Here is a 23,248-nt window from a genome sequence, read left to right as displayed (position 1 = left end):
GCCAGACCTGCAGCGCGACGTGCGGCTCGTACGCGGCCAGCGTAAAAATATTAGCGGTATCCTGCGCCGGTAATTTTGCCGTCTGCCCGGATAGTGATTGGCTTAGGTATCCGGTGTGTGTCGCTCCGACGTGACGCAAGGAATGAGCCACCTGCATGATCGAATTTAGTGCGGTATCGAAGCGTTTTCCGGACGGCACCGTGGCTGTCAACGACTTCAGTCTGGTCATCCCGTCCCACAAGATTACGGTCTTGGTGGGTTCGTCAGGATCAGGCAAGACAACGTTGCTGCGCATGATCAATCGCATGGTTGACCCTACGAGTGGATCGATCACCATCGACGGTGACAGCATCGCCACGCTGGCCCCGGTCAAACTTCGGCGAAGCATCGGGTACGTCATGCAGAATTCCGGTCTGCTTCCACACCGCAAGGTGATCGATAACGTGGCAACGGTCCCGCTTCTGCGCGGTGTGTCGCGGCGCCAGGCGCGGGCCGACGCTCTTGAACTGCTCGACACGGTCGGGCTCGACCGCTCCCTGGCTGATCGGTACCCGAGTCAGCTCTCTGGCGGACAGCAGCAGCGGGTGGGCGTAGCGCGTGGACTCGCCGTGAACCCCAATATTCTCCTCATGGACGAGCCCTTCGGTGCCGTCGACCCGATTGTGCGCGCGGAGTTGCAGCAGGAACTCCTGCGTCTGCAGCACGAACTGGGTAAGACCGTTGTGTTTGTGACGCACGACATCGATGAAGCGTTCCTGCTCGGTGACCAGGTCGTGATCCTCCGCACCGGGGGTCTGATCGCGCAGGTGGGTTCTCCGGCCGAGATTCTCGCCAATCCCGCGGACGATTTTGTTGCCAGCTTTGTGGGTGCCGACCGCGGCAAACGCGTGCTCCACGTAGAGACGCGCGCCACCGGTGACGTGCTCGTGGATGACGATGGACGGCTGGCCGGTGTACTTGCCGATCGGCCACGGGATCCGCGGTGAACTGGATCTGGTCCAACCTCGACCTCATTTGGGATCGAACGCTCGAACACATGGTGTTGACCGTCCCACCCATCATTCTCAGCTTTTTTTTCGCCTTACCCCTGGGCTGGCTGGCGCATCGCTACCGCGTCAGTCGGGGAATCATTCTCACCAGCGTGGGGCTGCTCTATGCCGTCCCCTCCCTCCCGCTGTTCATCATGCTTCCCTTCATCGTGGGAACAAGCATCCGTTCCCCCCTCAACCTCATCATTGCCCTCACGCTCTACGGTGTGGCGCTCATGGTGCGGGTGGTAGCAGATGGCCTCGCCGCCGTTGACCGTGACGTTCGCCAGTCCGCGACCGCGGTGGGCTTTTCGGAGTGGACGCAATTCTGGCGTGTGGAGATTCCCCTGGCCGGACCGGTACTCCTCGCCGGGCTGCGTGTCGTGGCCGTGAGTACCGTGAGCCTTGCCACGGTGGGTGCTGTCATTGGTGCCCAGAGCCTCGGCAGCCTCTTCACCGACGGTTTTCAGCGCGGTATTCAGGCGGAGATCATTGCGGGAATCATCGCCACGGTAGCCCTCGCGCTCGCGCTCGATGGCGCACTCGTGCTCATCGGCCGTCTGCTCATGCCGTGGACGAGACCCACGGTGTCTCGGGCAGTCCGCACCCCGGTCCGCCCGGCAGCGGAGGCACGAGCATGAACTTCTTTGTGGACGCACTCGCCTGGCTGTTCGACCCCGCCAACTATGTGGGGTCCAACGCCATCGGCATCCGGTTGCTGGAGCACCTGTGGTTCACCTTCGTGACCCTCGTTTTTGCGTCGGCCATTGCGATTCCCCTCGGATTCCTGATTGGGCACACCGGGCGGGGACGCGGCCTGGCCGTGGGCACGTCGGGCGCCTTTCGTGCCATCCCCACACTCGGGCTTCTCACTCTCGTGGCCCTGTCAGTGGGGATCGGTTTAACAGCTCCGTATGTGGCGCTCACCGTGTTGGCGATACCGCCCATTCTTGCCGGGGCATATACCGGATTTCAAGCGATTGACCGCGCCACCATCGATGCTGCCCGAGCAGTGGGCATGTCGGAGTGGCAGATTGTGCGCAAGGTCGAGCTGCCGCTCGGTCTGCCACTGCTGATCGGGGGGCTGCGTTCTGCCGCGCTGCAAATTGTGGCTACCGCCACCCTGGCGGCCTATGTTGCCAACTTCGGCCTCGGCCGTTTCCTCTTCACAGGGTTGAAGAATCTCGATTATGCGCAGATGCTGGGTGGATCCATTCTGGTCATTCTGCTGGCGCTCGCGCTTGAGGGTTTCTTCACCGTGCTTCAAAAATTGGTTGTTCCCCGCGGCGTTGCGGCCGGACGCCCCACAAACATCCGGGCCGGCTTCACCAAGCTGGTCCGGTGATGGAATTCGCCATCATGGAAGGAAAAAGCATGTTCATAGCAAAAAAAGGCCGACTCGCGCTCATTAGTGCGGTCGCGGTTGGGGCCGTCGTAGCCCTCGCAGGGTGTGCGTCCAGTGATCCCCTGGGCAGTGGAAGTGACGCCACGAGCGCCACCGACACGATTGTCGTGGGTTCGCAGGACTACTACTCGAACGAGATTATTGCCGAAATCTACGCGCAGGCTTTGGAAGCCAACGGCTTCACCGTTGAGCGCACGTTCCGAATCGGTCAGCGCGAGGTCTACCTGCCCGAGCTCGAAGCGGGTGGCGTCGATGTATTCCCCGAATACACCGGCAGCCTGCTCCAGGCACTCGAGCCGGACGCCGCCGGTGGCACCAGCGACGAGATCTACGCCCAGCTCGAGGCTGCGCTTCCCGACACCCTCCGCGTCCTGGACCGGGCGGATGCCTCCGACCAGAACTCCTGGACCGTCACCCAGGCCTTCGCCGCCAAGTACAACCTGACCGACATTGAGTCTCTGAAGAACGTCACTGAGCCACTCATCGTCGGCGGCACGTCGGTGCTCGAGACGCGTCCGTATGGACCGGCCGCACTGAAGGAGAAGTACGGCATCGAGACCGCCGGCTTCACACCCATCGAGGATGGTGGTGGCCCACTCACCGTCAAGGCTCTCGTGGACAACGCCATTCAGTTGACCAACATCTACACGGCCAGCCCCAACATCAAGTCGGACAAGCTTGTGGCGTTGAGTGACCCCGACGGACTGTTCTTTGCAGACAACGTTGTGCCGCTCGTGTCTCAGAAGATTGATGACAAGGCCGCGGGCGTTCTGAACGCGGTCAGCGCCGCACTCAGCGCCGACAACCTCGTGAGCCTCAACTCGGAGAGTGTCAACGACCAGAAGTCGGCTGTTGACATCGCGACCGGTTGGCTCGAGCAGGCTGACCTCTTCTAAAGCACTCGTGGTCTAGCAGGCTTTATCAAGCCCAGCCCCTCACCCGACATCGTCGCGTGGGGGGCTGTCTTGTTGCAGGCCGCGTCGCTACGCCGCGAGCAGCACCGCTGCCGGAGTGATCACGAGTGCGATCGCCGTCATAAGGGCGGCCACCGTTGCGGACCGCGAAAGCGCAACCCGTGCCGTCATCAGCCGCTGCACGCGCGGTGCAACGAGGGTCTGTTCACGTGAGCTGAACAGCGGTTCAGCGGATGCCGGACCAAACTCCAGGCCGGATGCCGCGCCGGATGCCATGCCCGCGACAGCCCGAGAGGCGACGGCCACTCCCGCCTCTGTCGCCATCACGTCGGCCTGCTGCCCCAGGCCCACGAGGGCGATGGCGGTCGCGAGCGTACGGTCATCCACCACACGCCGAGCACGATCATCTGCCAGCATCTCCACGAGCAGAGCCACGGCATTTTCGGCTCGATTGGCGATGGGGAACCACGGCAGTGCACTGTGCCACGACTTGAAGGCGAGCAGCACCAGGTGGTGGCGCTGACGCAGATGTGCCTGCTCATGCTCGATCACCCCGCGAAGCTGATCGGCACTCAGCAGTCGCAGGAGACCATTCGAGAGCACCGTGGCCGATCGGGCGGACCCGGGAAGGCAGTACGCCACGGGTGCCTCGTAGTCGATGACCCGCATGCCGGGACGGTCGGGGAGTGGATCACTCAGCAGGGTAATCAGGTGCAGATGACGACGCCGTTGCCGCTCGGCACGAAAAAACGTGGCGCAGAGGTTCAGAAGCAGGTGGGTACCGAGTAGCAGGGCGCCGCACAGGGCGAGTACGTGCGGAAAATCCATGCCGGGCCCCAGTGTGCCGGCGCGCAGGGAAGTCTGGAGCATGGCGAGGCCTGCGGCAATATCACGTCCGAGGGGACTGAGGCCATAGCAGAGGAGAGAACCGATCATGGAGACGCCACCGGCGAGTGCAATGGCATGCCAGAGCACCAGCGCTACGCCGGGAGAGCGGGAAGGCCACGCCGCACGAGCAAGGACCACCGGAACCGGCCACGCCAGAGCCACGGCGAGCGCACCCAGAACTAGGGCCGATACGAGCACGAGCCGCCAAACATTCGATGGAGGGTGATCACGGGGTTGTCAGGGGAGCAACGCCCAGCAACTCGCGCAGGGTATTAGCCTCCTCGGGCGTGACGTTACCGATGAAGCGTGCGAGCGCCTCGGTGCGGTCGGGCACAGATCCGAGAACCTGATGCATGAGCTCAGCGGTGTGCTCCGCGCGCGTCGTCACGCTCGTATAGAGGTGAGGACGAATACTACGATCACGCGTCACGAAGCCCTTGGTTTCCAGGCGTGAGAGCACCGTGAGAATGGTGGTGGCAGCGAGCGGCTTGGTGCCAACGGAAGCCCGATCGGAGCCGGCGAGCAGGTCACGCAACTCGGTGGCCGCCGGTGGTCGGTCGGCGTCCCAGAGTGCATCCATGATCAGTCTCTCGAGTGCTCCCAAACTTGCCATAACGACAGTCTACGCGATCCCTGACGATTTTCTACAGGACGTAGAAAGTGTTATTCTACAGAGCGTAGAAACAATGCTGGAGGGCATATGAACGAGTGGTTGGATCCCTTACTCCTATCGCGGTGGCAGTTTGGTCTGACGACCATTTACCATTTCCTTTTTGTGCCGCTCACCATCGGCATGGCGCTCACCGTTGCCATCTTCCAGACGGCGTGGGTGCGCACCAATAAGGCCAAGTACCTGCAGCTCACACACTTCTTCGGCAAGATCTTCCTGATCAACTTCGCCATGGGCGTCGTGACCGGAATTGTGCAGGAGTTCCAGTTCGGTATGAACTGGTCCGACTACTCGCGTTTCGTTGGCGACGTTTTCGGTGCCCCCCTCGCTTTCGAGGGTATTCTCGCGTTCTTCCTCGAGGCCACGTTCATTGGTCTCTGGATCTTCGGCTGGGACAAGCTGCCCAAAAAGGTGCACCTCGCCACCATCTGGCTCACCGTGCTCGGCAGCATCAGCTCGGCCTACTTCATTCTGGCCGCGAACGCCTTCATGCAGAACCCGGTCGCGTACCGAATCAACCCGGAGAAGGGGCGCGCCGAGCTCACCAGTATTGGCGAACTCCTCACCAACCCCATCGCGTTAGCCGCTTTTCCGCACACCATTTTTGCGTGCTTCATGGTGTCAGCAGGCCTGATCATTTCGGTCGCTGCCTGGCACCTCGCGCGCAACCAGCACTTTGAGACCATGCGTCCAGCCCTCAAATTCGGTATGTGGATGATGATCATCGCCGGCATCGGCACAACGCTCGCGGGCGACCAGCTGAGTCTCATCATGGGCGAGGTGCAGCCGATGAAGATGGCCGCAGCCGAGGCGCTATACCACACGGCCACCGGCGCCAATGCGTCGTTCTCGGTCTTCACTCTCGGTACCCCCGACGGCGTGCACGAGCTCTTCTCCATCCGCATCCCGTACCTGCTGTCCTTCCTCTCGACACACACCTTCGACGGCACCGTGCAGGGCATCAACAACCTGCAGGCACAGTACGTGTCCACCTACGGCCCCGGCGACTACACACCCACCATCTGGATCACCTACTGGGCATTCCGGTGGATGATCGCCCTCGGCCTCGTCCACATGCTCGTCGCTGTCGTTGGTCTTTTCCTCACCCGCAAGGGACGGATGCCCGCACAAAAGTGGGTCTGGAAGCTCGCCATCTGGAGCTTCCCGGCATCGCTTCTCGCCATGACCGTGGGATGGGTCTTCACCGAGATGGGCCGGCAGCCGTGGCTCGTATTCGGTCTGCTGAAGACAGCGGACGGCGTCTCACCCGGCGTGACCGGTGTGGAGATCTTGATTTCCCTGATCGCCTTCACGGTGCTCTACGGAATTCTCGCGGTCGTTGAATTCAAGCTCATCATCCGGGCCGTGCAAAAGGGCCCCGACGATGCGCCGGAGTTGGACGAAGAGTCCGACATCGTCAAGCGCGCGGTCACGGTTTACTAGGCGACGGATAGCAGGAGCACGTAATGGATCTCAATATTCTCTGGTTCTGGATCATCGCCGTCATGTTCATCGGGTACTTCGTACTCGACGGGTTCGACTTCGGCGTGGGTATGTCCCTCCCTTTCCTCAGCCGGGACGACACCGACCGACGGGTGCTGATCAACACGATCGGCCCCGTCTGGGACCTCAACGAAACCTGGGTCATCGTGGCCGGCGCCTCGCTGTTTGCCGCGTTCCCCGAGTGGTACGCCACCATGTTCAGCGGTTTTTACCTGCCGCTGCTGCTGATTCTGCTGGCACTGATCGTGCGCGGTGTGTCGTTCGAATACCGCCACCAGCGTCCGGAATCGGAGTGGAAGCGGTGGTTTGACGGCATGATCATTGTCGGCTCGGCCGTGCCGGCCTTCCTGTGGGGCGTGGCGTTCGCGAACGTGGTGCGTGGTGTGCCGCTGGACGCCAACTTCAACTACATTGGCTCGTTCTTCGACCTGCTGAATCCCTATGCCCTGCTCGGCGGAAGTGCGACGCTGCTTTTGTTCTTCACCCACGGCGTAATTTTCGTGACGCTCAAGACCGAGGGGGACATCCGCTCACGAGCGCAAAAACTGGCCGTTCAGGCCGGGATCGTCACGATCATCGTCGGGGCCACCTTCCTCGTCTGGACCACGCTTGAATTCGGTACGCTGGCGTCCGCTGTTCTGGCCGCGGTGGCGGCCCTGACCCTGATCGCCTCGTTCGCGGCCAACCTGCGGGGAGCCGAGCGGTCGGCATTCGGTCTGATGGCTCTCACCATCGGTCTGGTCGTGCTCACCCTCTTTGCCTCACTGTTCCCGTTCGTGATGCCCGCGAGCAATGACGCGGCCAACAGCCTGACCATCGCCAATGCCTCGTCGTCGCAGTACACCCTCGAGGTGATGAGCTGGACCGCACTGATTGGCATGCCCGTTATTCTCGGCTACCAGGCCTTCACCTACTGGGTGTTCCGTAAGCGGATTGGGCGAGCTCACATCGAGTCCGCCGTACACTGACGCACGTGCGACCACTCGACCCCAGACTGCTGCGCTACGCCACTGCCGTGCGCTGGTTTCTGTCGATTGGCGCCGCACTGGGCCTCGCTCAAACCGTGCTGATCGTGGCCTTCGCGTGGCTGTTGAGCCACGCAATCACCGGCGCCATCGACGGCCGAACTCTCACGGATCTTGTGCCCACGATTGCCGCTCTGGCGGGCGTCATTGCGGCACGAGCCGTGGTGATTTGGCTGCTCGACGTGGCTGCGAGCCGGGGCGCGGCGCAGGTGAAGGCACAACTACGCCAGAAGGTGCTGGCCACGCTGGCGGAACGGGGTCCCGAATGGGTCGCCGATCGTCAGGGCGCACGTCTAGCAACCACGGTGACCACGGGGCTTGATTCACTCGACAATTACTTTTCCCGGTACCTGCCGCAGCTGCTGCTGACTGTGATCGCCACACCTCTTCTCGTGCTTGTGATGCTCGTGAATGACATTCCGAGTGGAGTCACCGTCATCATTGTGCTGCCACTCATCCCCATCTTCATGGTGCTCATTGGCAAAGCGACAGCGGGCGTGCAGAAGCAGCAGTGGGATGCGCTGCAGCGCCTCGGCACCGGGTTTCTCGACGTGGTGGGGGGACTTGGCACGCTCAAGATCTTTGGGCGCGAGTCGCGTCAGTTCACCCGCATTCGGGAGATCACGGAAGACTACCGAGCGAGAACCATGAAGGTGCTGCGGGTGTCTTTCCTCAGCGGTTTCGTGCTCGAGCTCGCCGCCAGCCTGTCCGTGGCCCTCATTGCCGTCTCCATCGGCCTGCGGCTCGTCGATGGGTCGCTGGCGCTGTCGGTGGGCCTGTTTGTGCTGCTCCTCGCGCCGGAAGCATTCTTGCCCGTGCAACGCGTCGGCGCGCAGTTTCATGCCGCTGCCGACGGGCTGGCGGCAGCGGAAGAGGTGTTTGCTCTTCTCGATGGCAACCTCCCCGCAACGTTGGCAGCGGAGTCGGCAGCGGGGTCTGCTGCACGCCCAGCGGATGCCGGGTCGCTCCGCCTCGATTCCCTCACCGTTCGGCGTGGTGACAACGTGGTGATCGATCGGCTCGATGCAGAATTTATGGCCGGAGAACTCACCGTCATCAGTGGCCCGAGTGGTGTGGGTAAGTCAACCCTGGTGGCTGCTCTCCTCGGGTTTGTGGCGTTTGAGGGCCAGGTGTTCGTGGGCACGGTGCCGGTGTCGCCCCGAGGCGATCGATCCTGGCTCGCCTGGTGTGGGCAGCGTCCCGGTCTGCTTCAGGGCACGATTCGCCAGAACGTGGCCCTCGGGGAAGAGATCGTGGACACGGCACTCGTTACCCGGTCGCTGGTGGCTGCGGGCGCAGCCCACCTCGACCCAGACACCATTCTGGGCGCCGGTGGCAGCGGGCTTTCGGGTGGGCAGGCGCAGCGGGTGGCGGTAGCGCGGGCCATCTACCGCGCACAGGCGCACAACTGCACCGTGGTGGTCTTTGACGAGCCCACCTCGGCCCTGGACGCCGCAACGGAAAACGATCTCCTGCAGGGGCTCCGCAGCCTCGCCGCACAGGGGCGGGCTGTGATTGTGGTCAGCCACCGTCCCGCTGTCACCGCCGCGGCCGATCGAACCGTGCTGCTGCGAGAGGCAGTCAGGTCTAGGTCCGAGAGCAGCCATGTCTAGGTCCGAAAGCAGCGTACAGGCATCCGCTCGCCCAGCGACACGCGCTGTGCTCCGTTTGGCGCAGCCGCGTCTTCGACGCTTTCTCCCGGGTCTCGCTGCCGGCGTGCTCAGTGCGGCGCTCGCCGTGTCGCTTCTGGCCGTCTCGGCCTGGCTCATCACGCGGGCAGCTGAGATGCCGCCGATCCTATTCCTGTCGCTCGGTGTCGTTGGTGTTCGTGCCTTCGCGCTGGGTCGATCGGTGTTTCGTTACCTGGAGCGTGTGGCCAGCCACGATGCCGCATTCGGGCAGCTCGCCGACCTGCGCGTGGGGATCTTCGCGCGGTTGGTGCCACTCGCACCGGCCGGGCTGGGCCAGACGCGGCGCGGGGATCTTCTGAGCCGGCTGGTGCGTGATGTGGATGCTCTTCAGGACCTGCCACTGCGGGTCGTTCAGCCACTGCTCGTTTCCGGGATCACAGCGGCACTCAGCGTCGTGGGAGTGTGGATGATCCTCCCCGCGGCAGGTCTGGGGCTTCTGGTGTCCCTCGTGCTGGCGGGCCTAATCGGTACCCTGATGTCCAGCGTGTTGGCGGCTCGGGCAGAACGCACCCTTGCACCCCTGCACGGAGCACTGTCTACCGAGGTTCTGGAGATTCTCGACAACCTAGACGTGCTCACGGCCTTTGGTGCGCTCGACGCACGGCTGGAAAAGTTCGGTCGGGTTGACGACCGGCTGCGACGCGCGAGCCTGCAGAGTGCACTCGGTGCCGGCCTGCAATCCGCGGTGGTGTCCCTGTGTGCGGGGGCGGCCACCATTGCCGCGCTCATCTGGGGCATCCCGGCTCTTGGCACGGACGGTGCACTGACCGCGCCCGCGTTCGTGGTGATCGTGCTCGTTCCGCTCGCCGTCTTCGAAGTGTTCGGCATGATTCCGCTGGCGGTCGGAGCTTTTCGCCAGGTGCACTCCAGTGCCGAGCGCGTGGCCACGGTGGTCCCCAGCGAGGTTCCGCGTGAAATTCCGCGAGAGCATCCGGTGGAGCATCCGGTCGACCGCACAGACGGGTCTACCTCTCCTCACCTGGACCGGTCGCTCCCGGTCGTTCTCGAGCTGACCAACGTTGGTGTGCGCTGGCCGGGTGGCGTGTCACCAGCGGTGAGCGGGGTCACACTCCGGCTCGCTCCCGGGGATCGCGTGCACCTCGGCGGGGCCAGCGGTGCGGGCAAGACCACACTGGCCAACGCTCTGGTGCGCTTTCTGGACTACACCGGGTCCTATCGCCTCGGCGGTATCGAGGCCAGCGACCTCCCGCAGTCGGAGGTGAGAGGTGTGGTGGGACTGTGTGAGCAGCGCCCGTGGTTGTTCGACGACAGCATCCGTCAGAATCTCTTGTTTGCCAAGGACACCGCCACGGACGCCGAGTTGGAGTCGATGCTGGCCCGGGTGGGGCTGCTCGACTGGGCACGTGCGCGCGGCGGTCTCGACGCGCGGGTGGGGGAGCGCGGGGCGCTCGTCTCCGGCGGGCAGGCGCAGCGCATTGCCCTCGCCCGAGCTCTGCTGGCCGACTTTCCCATTCTCATCATCGACGAGCCCACCGCCAACGTAGATGCCGAGCAGGGTGAGCGCCTGATTCATGATATTCTCACGGTGGCGGCCGATGCTCACCGTGCGGTCTTGCTCATCTCGCACACGCCGGTACCGGCTGAGCTCATCACCTCTCGGGTGATGCTGCACTGAGCTGGTGATGCTGAACTGAGTGTCACTGCATGTGGTGTAACTCGCGCCGGTGCAGCCATTTTTTCACCAGCACCACAGCCACGATGAAGAGCGAGATAATACCGACAAAGATGTAACCGGCGGCGTGTAATCCGCCGCTCAGTTCGCGGTAGGTACCCGCAGCGGCCGAGCCCACCGAGACATACGCCACCGTCCACAGGATGCAGGCGGGAACCGTCCAGGCCATGAAGGTGCGGTAGCGCATGGCACTCATTCCCACCGTGACCGGAATGAGGGAATGCAGAACGGGTAGGAAGCGTGAGATGAAGACGGCCACTCCGCCGCGGCGCTGCAGATAGTTTTCGGCCCGGATCCAATTGGCCTCTCCGATGCGGCACCCGAGGCGACTGCGTCGAATGCGGGGCCCGAAATACCGGCCCAGAGCGAAACCGATGCTCTCACCGATCAGGGCACCGCAGATCACCGTGACCACGAGGGCGACATACTCCACCGGGTTCGTCACGGCCGTGCTGGCAACAATGACAATCGTGTCGCCCGGCACCACAAGGCCGACGAGTACGGAGGTCTCGAGCATGATGGCGATACCCGCTAGCGCCGTACGCAGCACCGGATCTACACTCGACACGGTCTCGAGGATCCAGCTGAGAAGATCATTCATCTTTCCCAGCCTAAGCGGATGACGTGGGCGTTTACCCCCGTTTGGCCTCCGCAGACCCGGGTTGGCAGCTTAGGCTTACAGGGTGAGTGGACACGTGCAACATATTCCCCTGAAGGAATGGTGGGATCCGTCGTGCGTCTTTCAGGCGCTATATGCACAAGATTCCCATTCGTTTTGGCTGGATGCCGGTGCGGGTGCGCAGACGGGACGCAGCTATCTGGGGTCCGCCGGCCCGCGGTCCCGATTCGTGACCGCCTGCGTTGCCGACACGAGTATTAGCGTGGTGCGACCGGCCACCATGGATGCCCCTGCAGTGGTGTCTCGTCGAACCATTTTCGACTTTCTGCGCGACGAGCTTCCCGCGACCGTCTCACCCGCTGCGGAACCTACAGCGGATGCGGGGTTTGATACCCAGTTTGAGTTGGGCTGGGTGGGCTTTCTCGGTTATGAACTGGGGGCGCAGACCGTGGGTGTCCCGGTGCACCCGTCGCGGTACCCGGATGCGGCGTTCCTCGAGGTTGATCGAGCGATCATGTTTGACCACGCCGCCCGAACGGTGACACTGATTGCTCAGAGTCACCCGGACGACCCGGCAAGGACGATAGACGACTGGGTGCTGCATGTTGAGACGCAACTGCAGGCGAGCACCGACGTGGAGCAGATGTCTCCGAGCGAGGCATCCCCGACCGTGGCATCCCCGACCGTGGCATCCCCGACCGTGGTGTCCCCGACTGCGCAGTGGCGCCACACTCCAACACGGTATGCGGCGCTCATCGACGAGTGCCTAGCTTCGATCCGCGCCGGTGACGCCTACCAGGTGTGTCTCACCAATGAGATCGAAGTGGCCGGACACGTTGATCCGGTGGAGGCCTATCTGCGCCTCCGCGCCGGGAGCCCCAGCCACCACGGTGGCCTGCTCCGGTTCGGCGAGACAGCACTTCTGAGCGCGTCACCCGAACAGTTTCTGAACGTGACGGCGTCGGGTCGTGTGCGCACCAAGCCGATCAAGGGAACACGGGCGCGTTCGACTGACCCGCTGCGTGATCAGGAGCTTGCGCGTGAACTTCGCGCTAGTGAGAAGGAGTGCGCCGAGAACCTCATGATCGTTGACCTCATGCGCAATGACCTCGGCCGAGTGGCTGAACTTGGTTCTGTGGCCGTGACGTCACTGCTCGCCGTGGAGAGCTACCCCCACGTGCATCAGCTCGTGAGCACCATCGAGGCCACCTTGGCCCCCGGTGTGACGGGTATCGATGCCGTCGTGGCCTGCTTCCCCGCGGGATCGATGACCGGAGCACCCAAGCAGAGCGCCATGGGCATCATCAACCGAATCGAAGACGGACCACGTGGTGTCTACGCCGGCGCATTTGGTTACTTTGGCCGGGACGGATCCATCGACCTGGCCATCGTCATCCGCAGCATTGTGCTGGGTAAGACGACAGCGATCATTGGAACGGGTGGAGGTATCACCGCTCTCTCCGCTGCCACCGAAGAGATTGAGGAAACGCGCATCAAAGCGGCCGCACTCCTCGCCGTTCTCGGCATTCCTGACGAGTCGTGTCGCGCGGCACTCAGCGGGAGCGAGTCAGCGGCTAGCACGAGCGGTGGGTAACCTAGAGGAGTGATCGTCTTATTTGGGCGCACTCGCGCGAGCCTTGGCTCGTTTCCCTCGCAATGAATGAGAGTCCCGTGGCACACGAGCACGACACCGTCCCCTCCCACGACACCGTCCCCTCCCATGACACCGTGTACACGCGCCTAGACAGTGACGAAGAGATGTACGACTTCGCCGCCATTCAGGCCAAATGGCAGCCGATCTGGGAAGAGCTCAAGCCCTTCAGCACGAGTGACCCGGACGACACCCGCCCGCGCAAGTACGTTCTGGACATGTTCCCCTATCCCTCCGGTGACCTGCACATGGGCCACGCCGAGGTGTACGCCCTCGGCGACATCGTTGCTCGCTACTGGCGTCACCAGGGTTTCAACGTGCTGCACCCGATCGGGTGGGACTCATTCGGCCTGCCGGCGGAGAACGCCGCCATCAAGCGCGGCATCGACCCTCGCGGGTGGACCTACGACAACATTGCGCAGCAGAAGCGCAGCATGCGTCTCTACGCCACGAGCTTTGACTGGGACCGCGAACTGCACACGAGCGACCCGGAGTACTACCAGTGGACCCAGTGGCTCTTTCTGCAGCTGCACAAAAAGGGTCTCGCCTATCGCAAGGACAGCTGGGTCAACTGGGACCCGATTGACCAGACCGTGCTCGCCAATGAGCAGGTGCTCGCGGACGGTACATCGGAGCGCAGCGGTGCGGTCGTCGTCAAGAAGAAGCTGACTCAGTGGTACTTCAAGATCACCGACTATGCCGATCGACTGCTCGATGACCTCAACCAGTTGGAGGGCAGCTGGCCCACCAAGGTGCTCAACATGCAGCGCAACTGGATCGGCCGCTCCATTGGTGCCGATGTGGAATTCGAGATTGAAGGACGCGACGAGCGCGTCACCGTGTTCACGACCCGCCCGGACACCCTGTTTGGAACGACCTTCATGGTCGTCGCACCGGACTCCGACCTGGCGGCAGAGCTGGTGGCTGGCGCCTCGACTGAGGTGCAGACCGCGTTCCAGGACTACCTGGTGCAGGTTCAGCGCAGCACCGAGATGGAACGCCAGGCTACGGATCGTCCCAAGACCGGCGTCTTCCTTGGTCGGTATGCGGTGAACCCGGTGAACGGTGAGCGTCTCCCCATCTGGACGGCCGACTACGTTCTCGCCGACTACGGCACCGGAGCCGTCATGGCCGTGCCCGCTCACGACCAGCGAGACCTCGACTTCGCTCGCGCCTTCAACCTTCCCGTGCGGGTCGTTGTCGACACGAACGCCCCCATCACCGGCATGATCCCGGTGATCACCCAGGAAATGATCGACGGCACCGAAGAGCTTCCGCAGCTCGATCCCACCGCCACCGGCATCGCCCTCACCGGAGATGGACGCCTGATGAATTCCGGTGCCCTCAACGGCATGAGCAAGACCACCGCGATCAAGCGCATCATCGAGCAGTTGAGTGCCGACGGCACCGGCCGCGCCGCCAAGAACTACCGGCTGCGGGACTGGCTCATCTCCCGTCAACGCTACTGGGGTACTCCCATCCCGATCATCCACGGTGCCGATGGCGCCGAGATCCCGGTTCCCGAGGACCAGCTGCCCGTTCTGCTGCCGTCGTCAGACGGTCTCGATCTCAAGCCCAAGGGAACATCACCTCTTGGCGGGGCCGAAGACTGGGTCAACGTTGCCAATCCGATCGACGGAACACCGGCTCGCCGCGACGCGGACACGATGGATACCTTCGTGGACAGCTCCTGGTACTTTCTGCGGTTCCTCAATCCCACCGATCCCACCCGCGCCTTCGACCCGAAGGAAGCCGAAAAGTGGGCACCGGTTGACCAGTATGTGGGCGGCGTCGAGCACGCCATTTTGCATCTGCTCTACGCCCGCTTCATCACCAAATTCTTGTTCGACGAGGGCTACGTGTCCTTCACCGAACCGTTCACCGCACTGCTCAACCAGGGCATGGTGATTCTCGACGGCACCAAGATGTCCAAGAGCCGGGGCAACCTGGTGTACTTCACCGAAGAGGTGGAGCGCCATGGCGTGGACGCCGTGCGGTTGACCATGGCCTTTGCCGGCCCGCCCGAGGACGACATCGACTGGGCCGATGTGTCCCCCGTGGGATCGTCGAAGTTCCTCGCCCGAGCCTGGCGGGTGGCGCGCGACGTGACCAGTTCACCCGATGTGGATTGGAAGTCGGGCGATGGCGCTCTGCGCCGGGTGACCCACCGATTCTTGGCGGATGCGCCGGGTCTCGTTGAATCCTTCAAGTTCAACGTGGTTGTCGCTCGCCTGATGGAACTCGTGAATGCCACCCGCAAGGTGATCGACACCGGTGCCGGTGCAGCGGATGGCGCGGTGCGCGAGGCTGCAGAAGTCACCGCCATGGCTCTGAACCTGTTCGCGCCCTACGCGGCCGAGGACATGTGGCAGCACCTGGGCTACGAACCGTGTATCGCTCTGGTGCAGTGGCGCAAGGCCGACCTGACGCTCCTCGTTGAGGAGTCCGTCACGGCCGTTGTGCAGGTGGACGGCAAGATGCGCACCCTGCTGGAGGTGTCGCCGAAGATTTCGAGCGAAGACCTCGAGAAGATGGCTCGCGAAGCGATCCCCGTCGTTCGATCGATCGGGGATCGGGAGATTGTGCGCGTGATTGTGCGCGTGCCGAAGCTCGTGTCGATCGTCACGCGTCCCGCCGTCGTCACGGAGTAGGTTCCGCTCCTCCACACCCGTGGCGGGGATCCTTCGCGCACACATTCCCACGCTGGGCAACACCGTCACCACGGTCGCGCCTAGCGTGCGGAGATGACGATTGATCCCCGTGACGACCATGGCCGGCTGACCTCTGCTGTGCGGCCGCGCGCGCGGCTGCGCCTGGGAGTGGGCGCAGCCATCGTTCTGCTGATCGCGGCTCTCGTGACTGCGGTTCTGGTTTCTGCGCTCACCCAGCCGCCAGGGGAGGCCGTGGTCAGGCCGGTCGACGGCGCTAACATCGGCTCCGCGCCACCGACCACCGGAGAATTGTTCGCTGACGCCCCGCCCTCGGCGGCACCCGCCATATTTGTTCACCTGCTGGGCGCGGTTCAGGCCCCGGGGCTCTTCGAATTACCCGCCGGCTCACGCATGATGGACGTGGTGGCCCAGGCGGGGGGACTCACCGGGACTGCTGATCCGACGGGCGTGAACCTTGCCCGTGTGCTTGTCGACGGGGAACAGATCTACGTTCCGCAGGTGGGGGAAGTGCCTCCTGCACCGCCTGTCGGAGTCCCGGCTGGCGGGGCGGCTGGAGCGGCGACCGGCCCCTCCGCACCGGTCAACATCAACACCGCCACCGTGACCGAGCTAGACACCCTTCCAAACGTTGGCCCGATGATGTCCCAGCGAATCGTGGATTACCGCACCGTCAACGGTCCTTTCACCAGCATCGACGACCTGCGCAATGTCACCGGGATTGGCGATAAGAGGTTCGAGGCGCTCAAGGATCTGGTCACAGTATGATTCCAGATCTTCGCCTGGTGGTTCCCGCGGCGGTGTGCTGGCTGAGCGCAGGGCTGCTCGTCACTGTTCCGAGCAGTGTGGGGCTGGTGGGTGTGATCTCGTCGGTCTTTGCAGTGATCTGTCTGTGCCTCCTCTTCTGGCGCACACGGCCCACGCACCGGACGCGGGTCGGCGCAGCGGCACGTCCGGTCTGGGGCACGCTACTGGTGTGCGGCGCCATCGTCGGCCTCACGTCCGTCGTGGTGGGTGTTCATGCACCCCTGCGCGTGCCAGCGGTGCTGGAGGTGGCCGCCAGAAAGCATCAAACGCTGAGCGTCACGGCAACCGTCTGGTCTCTTCCCATGTCGGCTCCGGGCGGTGTGGGTGCCGGAGCCGGCTCACTGGAACGGGTGCGTTTTCGCGCAACCGCGTCGGATCTCACCGTGCCCGGGTCGAAGACTGCCGGGGTCGCCAATGTGCGGGTGCCGCTGCTCGTCTTTGCTTCGGCTCAGCCGGCGGAGGGCATGCAGCTGCGCATTGGCGAGGTCGTTCGCCTGGAGGGTACGCTCACACTCACGCCCGCCGGTGACACCACCGCGGCACTGTTTTTTGCAGCGGAGCGACCTCGGTCTCTGGAGCCACCGGGGTGGATGCTGGCGTGGGCCAATGACCTGCGGTGGGAATTTTCCCAGAACGCGGGCCGGTTGCCGGGCGATGGTGGAGATCTGCTGCCCGGCTTGGCCATCGGCGACACATCGTCGGTCAACCTCAGCCTTGATGCCGCCATGAAGTCCAGCTCGCTCAGCCACCTGACGGCGGTTTCTGGCGCAAACTGTGCCATTGTGATTGCCGGGATCATGCTCCTGGGAGGCCGTGTGGGGCTGCGTCGTGGCGTACGCATTGGGCTGGCCCTGGTGGCCCTGGCGGGCTTCGTGGTGCTGGTCACGCCGGAACCCAGCGTTCTTCGTTCTGCCGTGATGGCGTGCGTGGCCCTCGTTTCTCTCGGCATGGGGCGTCCGGGACGTGGTCTTCCCACCCTTGCCCTGTCTGTGCTGGTGTTGCTCCTCATTGAGCCGTGGCTCTCCCACAGTTATGGTTTTGCGCTGTCTGTCCTCGCGACCGCCGGACTGCTGGTGCTGGCCGGTCCGCTGGCCCGGGCGCTGGGGCGGTGGATGCCGAGCGGGCTCGCCCTGGTGATCTCCATTCCCCTCGCCGCACAGCTTGCCTGCCAACCCGTGCTGCTCCTGCTGAACCCCACGGTCGCCCTGTATGGGGTGCCGGCGAATCTGCTCGCCGAACCGGCCGCCCCGATCGCCACGGTTATTGGTCTTCTCAGTTGCCTCGCGCAGCCGGTGCTCCCGGGATTGGCCACCGCTCTGGCACACCTGGCGTGGCTTCCGTCGGCGTGGATTGCCGCCGTTGCCCGCACCACGGCCGCCTTGCCCGGGAACAGCCTGCCGTGGCTGGGGGGAGTGGCGGGAGCTCTCGCCCTCGCCGCTCTGACCGGGCTGGCTCTCACCCTCCTCCTCGCTCGTCGGGAGAGTCGATCACGGCGATGGTCAGCGGCGGCTCTGGCCGTTCTGCTCACTTGCACAGGCGCCTACGCCGGAACCCTGTTGGGGTCCCAGATCGGCCGTGCTGCACGGTTCCCGGCCGACTGGCAGATCGCCGCCTGTGACATCGGTCAGGGAGACGCGGTGGTCGTGCGGGATGCCAGTCGGGATGCTAGTCGGGGTGACAGTCGATATGCGCTCGTGGACGTTGGCCCCGATCCGGCACTGCTCGAGGACTGTTTGTCGACGCTGGGCATCACGCGGATCAACCTTCTCGTTCTCACCCACTACGACCTTGACCATGTGGGCGGGCTCCGCGCAGTGCTGGGCCGGGTGGATACCGCCCTGGTGGGGATCCCCGAAAATGCGGAGGATGAGGGTCTGCACCAGCAGCTTGCTCAGGGTGGTGCGACGGTGCGACAGACGGCTGCAGGGGACCAGGGAACGCTCGGTGTACTGGACTGGCGCATTCTCTGGCCCGTCAGCGGCTCCACCCGGATGCAAACCGGGAACCCGGGAAGCGTCACGATCGAGTTCGCGGGGCGCGGCATCCGGTCGGTGTTCCTGGGCGACCTCGGCGAAGACGCGCAGAACGCACTACTGAGGGCGTCGCCGCTCGGCCGGGTTGACGTCGTGAAGGTGGCCCATCACGGATCCTCCGACCAGAGTGCGGCGCTCTACGAGGCGCTGGGCGCCCGCGTGGGCCTGGTCTCCGTGGGAGCCGACAACACCTACGGGCATCCCACCCGACATCTGCTCGACATGCTGAGTTCGAAGGCTATTCACGTTGAGCGCACCGATCTGCAGGGCATGGTGGTGGTGTCAGCGGCCGACGATGGGACGCTCCTGGTCTGGAGTGAACGGCCGGTGACGCCGGGCTGAACCAGGCGGCAGGAGCGAATTAGGCACATGATCAAAAACGGCGCCTTGTGCGACGCGGGTTAAGCTTGAGGCTGCAATCGAAGGGAACCGCATGGTCGGGAAAGCACAGGGAGCAGGCCGGGCCGCACCAGCACAGCGAAAACCAGCACAGCGAGCAGCAGCACCCAAGACCACGATCCCTCAGGTGGGCTGGCACCAGGTTCGCCCGGCACCGATTGTGCTCGTGTCGGGTACCGAGACTTTTCTGGCGGAACGAGCCATCCGCCAGCTCCGTGATTTTTTGAAACTCGAAGACCCGAGTCTGGAAATCAGTGACGTTCAGGCCGACAGCTATGCGCCAGGCGAGCTCCTGACGCTCGCCAGCCCGTCTCTTTTCGGGGAACCCCGGCTCATTCGAGTGAGCTCGGTCGAGAAGTGCAGTGACACCTTTCTCGCCGAAGCCCTCGACTACCTCACGAACCCGGCAGAGGACACCTACGTGGTGCTGCGCCACGGTGGGGGAGTGCGGGGCAAGAAGCTGCTCGATACCATTCGTGGTGGTGCCGGCGGCGGAATCGAGGTCGTCTGCACCGAACTGAAGAAGGACACCGAGAAGTACGAGTTCGCCTCGGCCGAGTTCAAGGCCGCCGGCAAGCGGGTCACGGCGAGTGCCCTGCGCTCCCTCGTTGCCGCTTTCTCGGACGACCTCGCCGAGCTGTCGGCGGCCTGTCACCAACTCATCTCCGATGCCACGTCAGAGATCACCGAGACCACCGTGGATCGCTATTACGGCGGACGAGTGGAAACGAACGCCTTCAAGGTTGCGGATGCCGCAATTGCCGGTCGCAACGGGGAGGCGCTGTTGACCCTGCGCCATGCGCTCGCGTCCGGAGCCGACCCTGTTCCCATCGTTGCCGCGTTCGCCAGCAAAATTCGAACCATGGCCAAGGTCTTCGGGGCCCGCGGGTCGGCGAGTCAGCTCGCATCGACCCTGGGCCTGGCGCCGTGGCAGGTGGAGCGGGCGCAACGAGACCTCCGCGGCTGGACCGACGAGGGGCTGGCACGCTGCATTGAGTTGCTGGCCGAAACGGATGCCGGGGTCAAGGGTGGCGGACGGGACCCGGTCTTCGTGCTCGAGCGCCTGATTGGCGTTATTGCGCGGCGAGGAAGCGTTTAGTGACCGGCTAGTGCCCGGCTAATCCCCGGCTACGACGCAGCCATGGCGATGGTGACACCGGATCGTTGCAGGTACAGCCAGATGCCGTCGTTGAACTCCGGGTTACCGCAGATATCGGCGGTCACCCGCACCGGAATGGTCGACGCCGTTCCCGCCACGTCGGCCGGGCGTGCCTGCGCTTCGAAGGAACTCGGCAGCGTGGGGCAGTATTCGATCACGACCCGTCCCGAGGGATCAGAGAATTGCACGAGCACGGTCTGATCCGAGGCCGGAACGAAAAGTCGCACGGCAATCATGGCCACGACGGCACTGAGTCCCGCGACCCCGGCCAGTGCGGCGAGGCTGCGGCGCCTCTTGGTGGGTGGGTGGTCGGCGTCGATGGTCAGGCACAGCGCAGTTACCCCGAGAAGGCAGACAACGCCGATAAGGCCGACGAACGGCCAGATCGAACCGCTGTTGGTGGTGAGAAACAGAATGCACACCGTGAGCACGGCTGCGCCGCCCGCAGCGAGAGCGGCCGCGAGTCTGGCGGGGCGTAAGCCCGGTTCGCGCGGGGTTGCTTCGCGCGGGTTGGCGTCGTTTCTTGAGGTGTCAGAGCTCATCACGGCGTCAGTCTAGCGCCGCATCACAGATCACCGAGGTGCCCCAAGAGGGGTGGCAGGCCCCCGTCAGCCGGGAGGTACACGAATGGCCCCCGCCTAAGGCGAGGGCCAGGAGTGCTGCGAGTCCGACGAGACACCCGTCAGAATCGCACAGAGGGCATCAGACGAGGGCGGAAACAGCCTTCGCGATGGCCGACTTCTTGTTTGCTGCCTGGTTCTGGTGAATAACACCCTTGCTGACGGCCTTGTCGAGCTTCTTGGAAGCAAAGGCGAGGCTGACGGCTGCCTTGTCCTTGTCGCCGGCGGCAATGGCGGTACGCGTCGCGCGGATGGCCGACTTGAACTCGCTCTTGACCGACTTGTTGCGCTCCTGCGCCTTCTTGTTGGTGCCGATTCGCTTGATCTGCGACTTGATATTTGCCACGTTTTTACGCTTTCGTTAGATTTTTGTGTGGGACAGCCTGAGTGCTGCGTGGTTCAGACTGCCCGATTCGGTGTGCCGCTGAGCGATAGAGGGCGCTACTACGGCGAAAATCGTGTGGGGTGGGACCCAACACGCAAGTCAACGGCCAACGATACCAGTAGAAGGCGTTACCCCACAATCGTCGGTGCAGCGACGGCCGGAAAGAGCGCCACCGCCCTAGACGAGCGCGGCCCCGCGCACGGCCCGGACATGAAAGAATGGAAAAACTATGTCACCGAGAGCCCTTCAGGCGCTTGAACCGGCCGCCACTCCGCCCGAGTTCATCCGTAACTTCTGCATCATTGCCCACATTGACCACGGGAAGTCCACGCTGGCCGACCGGATGCTGCAGATCACGGGAGTGGTCGACGAGCGTTCCATGCGAGCCCAGTACCTGGACCGCATGGATATTGAGCGCGAGCGCGGCATCACCATCAAGAGCCAGGCTGTGCGCATGCCGTGGGAACTTGGCGGTGTCACCTACGCCCTCAATATGATCGACACCCCCGGGCACGTGGACTTCACCTACGAGGTGTCCCGAAGCCTGGCCGCGTGTGAGGGTGCCATTCTTCTCGTTGACGCGGCTCAGGGCATCGAAGCCCAGACGTTGGCCAACCTGTACCTCGCGCTCGAGAACGACCTCACCATCATTCCGGTGCTCAACAAGATCGACCTGCCGGCGGCAGATCCCGACAAGTACGCCCGCGAACTCGCGAGCCTCATCGGCGGCAAGCCCGAAGACGTGCTGCGAGTATCAGGCAAGACGGGAATGGGCGTTTCCGAACTCCTCGACCTCGCCACCCGCTCCATCCCCGCCCCGGTCGGAGACCCGAACGCTCCCACCCGCGCCATGATCTTCGACTCGGTCTACGACAGCTACCGCGGCGTTGTCACCTACGTGCGCATGATCGACGGTAATCTCGGCCCGCGCGAGAAGATCCAGATGATGTCCACCCGTGCCACGCACGAGATCCTCGAGATCGGTGTCATTTCTCCCGAACCCACGATCAGCAAGAAGGGCCTCGGCGTCGGCGAGGTCGGTTACCTCATCACCGGCGTGAAGGACGTGCGCCAGTCCAAGGTGGGCGACACCGTCACGACCGCGGCCCGGCCCGCCACGCAGGCTCTCCCCGGTTACACGGAGCCGCAGCCCATGGTGTTCTCCGGTCTTTACCCCATTGACGGCAGCGACTTCCCGGCGCTTCGTGAGGCCCTCGACAAGCTCAAGCTGTCGGATGCCTCCCTCGGGTACGAGCCCGAGACATCCGTTGCGCTCGGCTTCGGCTTTCGCTGTGGTTTCCTCGGACTGCTGCACCTGGAGATCATTACGGAGCGCCTCGACCGGGAGTTTGGCCTCGACCTGATCACCACGGCCCCCAGCGTGCCGTATGAGGTCACGACCGATGACAAGAAGACCGTCACCGTCACGAACCCGAGCGAGTTCCCGAACGGCAAGATCGCCAAGGTAGAGGAACCCATCGTCAAGGCGGCGATTCTGGCACCCAAGGACTATGTGGGCGTCATCATGGAACTCTGCCAGAGCCGCCGCGGCACGCTTCTCGGCATGGACTACCTCGGTGAGGATCGGGTGGAGATTCGCTACACCATGCCCCTCGGTGAGATCGTGTTCGACTTCTTCGACAATCTGAAGAGTCGCACCGCCGGTTACGGTTCCCTGGACTACGAGCCCACCGGCTCGCAGGAAGCCGACCTGGTGAAGGTTGACATTCTGCTGCAGGGCGAGCAGGTTGACGCGTTCAGCGCCATTGTGCACCGCGACAAGGCCTACGACTACGGCGTGCTCATGACCGGTCGCCTGCGTAAGCTCATTCCGCGCCAGCAGTTCGACGTGCCCATTCAGGCCGCGATCGGTGCTCGCATCATTGCGCGCGAGTCGATCAGCGCCATTCGCAAGGATGTGCTCGCCAAGTGCTACGGCGGTGACATCTCCCGTAAGCGCAAGCTGCTCGAAAAGCAGAAAGAGGGCAAGAAGCGCATGAAGATGGTGGGTCGCGTCGAGGTGCCCCAGGAAGCCTTTATCGCCGCTCTGTCGGGCGACGAACCCCCCAAGAAAGAGAAGAAGTAGCCG

Annotated in this window: 19 protein-coding genes; 14 read left to right on the top strand and 5 right to left on the bottom strand. The window is 63.7% G+C overall.

Translation table 11 applies throughout. The annotated features are described in order from the left end of the window. Window positions 1-155 precede the first annotated feature (155 nt). The 4 genes from H4V99_RS09655 to H4V99_RS09640 are packed head-to-tail and all read left to right on the top strand — an operon-like array spanning window position 156 to window position 3,329. A complete protein-coding gene (locus H4V99_RS09655) occupies window positions 156-986 on the top strand; it encodes an ATP-binding cassette domain-containing protein (RefSeq protein WP_280677748.1) in 831 nt (276 codons plus the stop codon). Continuing rightward, complete coding sequence (locus H4V99_RS09650) at window positions 983-1,669, top strand: ABC transporter permease (protein ID WP_280677746.1); 687 nt, start codon at window positions 983-985, stop codon at window positions 1,667-1,669. The genes H4V99_RS09655 and H4V99_RS09650 overlap by 4 nt, the downstream gene beginning before the upstream one ends. Continuing rightward, window positions 1,666-2,373: an ABC transporter permease subunit gene (locus H4V99_RS09645; protein WP_280677744.1), complete on the top strand. Its 708-nt coding sequence runs from the start codon at window positions 1,666-1,668 to the stop codon at window positions 2,371-2,373. The genes H4V99_RS09650 and H4V99_RS09645 overlap by 4 nt, the downstream gene beginning before the upstream one ends. A gap of 29 nt (window positions 2,374-2,402) precedes the next feature. After that, window positions 2,403-3,329, top strand: coding sequence for an ABC transporter substrate-binding protein (locus H4V99_RS09640; protein WP_280677742.1), 927 nt, complete (start codon window positions 2,403-2,405; stop codon window positions 3,327-3,329). 87 nt (window positions 3,330-3,416) lie between these two features. Here the strand turns inward: H4V99_RS09640 and H4V99_RS09635 are convergent, their stop codons facing one another. Together H4V99_RS09635 and H4V99_RS09630 are read right to left on the bottom strand one after the other, a co-directional pair. After that, window positions 3,417-4,433, bottom strand: a complete 1,017-nt coding sequence (locus H4V99_RS09635) for a M56 family metallopeptidase (RefSeq protein ID WP_280677740.1) — start codon at window positions 4,431-4,433, stop codon at window positions 3,417-3,419. Between the two features lie 28 nt (window positions 4,434-4,461). Further along, complete coding sequence (locus H4V99_RS09630; protein WP_280677737.1) at window positions 4,462-4,848, bottom strand: BlaI/MecI/CopY family transcriptional regulator; 387 nt, start codon at window positions 4,846-4,848, stop codon at window positions 4,462-4,464. 87 nt (window positions 4,849-4,935) lie between these two features. Here H4V99_RS09630 and H4V99_RS09625 point away from each other — a divergent pair, with 87 nt between their 5' ends. Genes H4V99_RS09625 through cydC form a run of 4 tightly spaced genes read left to right on the top strand, consistent with a single transcriptional unit; the run spans window position 4,936 to window position 10,760 of the window. Further along, the gene (locus H4V99_RS09625) at window positions 4,936-6,348 is read left to right on the top strand and encodes a cytochrome ubiquinol oxidase subunit I (protein ID WP_280677735.1); all 1,413 of its coding nucleotides are present in this window, start codon (window positions 4,936-4,938) and stop codon (window positions 6,346-6,348) included. 23 nt (window positions 6,349-6,371) lie between these two features. Then, window positions 6,372-7,376, top strand: coding sequence for a cytochrome d ubiquinol oxidase subunit II (gene cydB / locus H4V99_RS09620; RefSeq protein WP_280677733.1), 1,005 nt, complete (start codon window positions 6,372-6,374; stop codon window positions 7,374-7,376). Between the two features lie 5 nt (window positions 7,377-7,381). After that, window positions 7,382-9,046 carry a thiol reductant ABC exporter subunit CydD gene (gene cydD / locus H4V99_RS09615; protein WP_280677731.1) on the top strand — a complete coding sequence of 555 codons (1,665 nt, stop codon included), beginning with the start codon at window positions 7,382-7,384 and terminating at the stop codon, window positions 9,044-9,046. Then, window positions 9,039-10,760, top strand: coding sequence for a thiol reductant ABC exporter subunit CydC (gene cydC / locus H4V99_RS09610; protein ID WP_280677730.1), 1,722 nt, complete (start codon window positions 9,039-9,041; stop codon window positions 10,758-10,760). The genes cydD and cydC overlap by 8 nt, the downstream gene beginning before the upstream one ends. Window positions 10,761-10,782: 22 nt before the next feature. Here the strand turns inward: cydC and H4V99_RS09605 are convergent, their stop codons facing one another. Next, window positions 10,783-11,418 carry a DedA family protein gene (locus H4V99_RS09605; RefSeq protein ID WP_280677729.1) on the bottom strand — a complete coding sequence of 212 codons (636 nt, stop codon included), beginning with the start codon at window positions 11,416-11,418 and terminating at the stop codon, window positions 10,783-10,785. Between the two features lie 82 nt (window positions 11,419-11,500). Between H4V99_RS09605 and H4V99_RS09600 the strand changes: the two genes are divergently transcribed. The 5 genes from H4V99_RS09600 to holA all read left to right on the top strand — a co-directional run bounded on the left by H4V99_RS09600 (window position 11,501) and on the right by holA (window position 20,094). Next, window positions 11,501-13,030, top strand: a complete 1,530-nt coding sequence (locus H4V99_RS09600; RefSeq protein WP_280677727.1) for an anthranilate synthase component I family protein — start codon at window positions 11,501-11,503, stop codon at window positions 13,028-13,030. A gap of 164 nt (window positions 13,031-13,194) precedes the next feature. After that, a complete protein-coding gene (gene leuS / locus H4V99_RS09595; RefSeq protein WP_280680052.1) occupies window positions 13,195-15,738 on the top strand; it encodes a leucine--tRNA ligase in 2,544 nt (847 codons plus the stop codon). A gap of 93 nt (window positions 15,739-15,831) precedes the next feature. Beyond that, window positions 15,832-16,524, top strand: a complete 693-nt coding sequence (locus H4V99_RS09590) for a helix-hairpin-helix domain-containing protein (RefSeq protein WP_280677725.1) — start codon at window positions 15,832-15,834, stop codon at window positions 16,522-16,524. Further along, entirely contained in the window at window positions 16,521-18,938 is a 2,418-nt protein-coding gene (locus H4V99_RS09585) for a ComEC/Rec2 family competence protein (protein WP_280677723.1), read from the top strand. The genes H4V99_RS09590 and H4V99_RS09585 overlap by 4 nt, the downstream gene beginning before the upstream one ends. A 91-nt stretch (window positions 18,939-19,029) precedes the next feature. Beyond that, window positions 19,030-20,094, top strand: a complete 1,065-nt coding sequence (holA, locus tag H4V99_RS09580) for a DNA polymerase III subunit delta (RefSeq protein ID WP_280677721.1) — start codon at window positions 19,030-19,032, stop codon at window positions 20,092-20,094. Between the two features lie 29 nt (window positions 20,095-20,123). Here holA and H4V99_RS09575 read toward each other — a convergent pair whose 3' ends face one another. Next, a complete protein-coding gene (locus H4V99_RS09575; RefSeq protein WP_280677719.1) occupies window positions 20,124-20,699 on the bottom strand; it encodes a hypothetical protein in 576 nt (191 codons plus the stop codon). A gap of 157 nt (window positions 20,700-20,856) precedes the next feature. Continuing rightward, window positions 20,857-21,120 carry a 30S ribosomal protein S20 gene (gene rpsT / locus H4V99_RS09570; RefSeq protein ID WP_280677717.1) on the bottom strand — a complete coding sequence of 88 codons (264 nt, stop codon included), beginning with the start codon at window positions 21,118-21,120 and terminating at the stop codon, window positions 20,857-20,859. 268 nt (window positions 21,121-21,388) lie between these two features. On the opposite strand from rpsT, the gene lepA reads away from it, so the two are divergent. Further along, entirely contained in the window at window positions 21,389-23,245 is a 1,857-nt protein-coding gene (gene lepA / locus H4V99_RS09565; RefSeq protein ID WP_280677714.1) for a translation elongation factor 4, read from the top strand. Window positions 23,246-23,248: the final 3 nt, after the last annotated feature.

The organism is Cryobacterium sp. CG_9.6 (genome assembly GCF_029893365.1).
Classification (GTDB): domain Bacteria; phylum Actinomycetota; class Actinomycetes; order Actinomycetales; family Microbacteriaceae; genus Cryobacterium.
The sequence above is the reverse complement of the archived record's forward strand: the minus strand, read 5'-3'. Positions and strand labels throughout refer to the sequence as shown.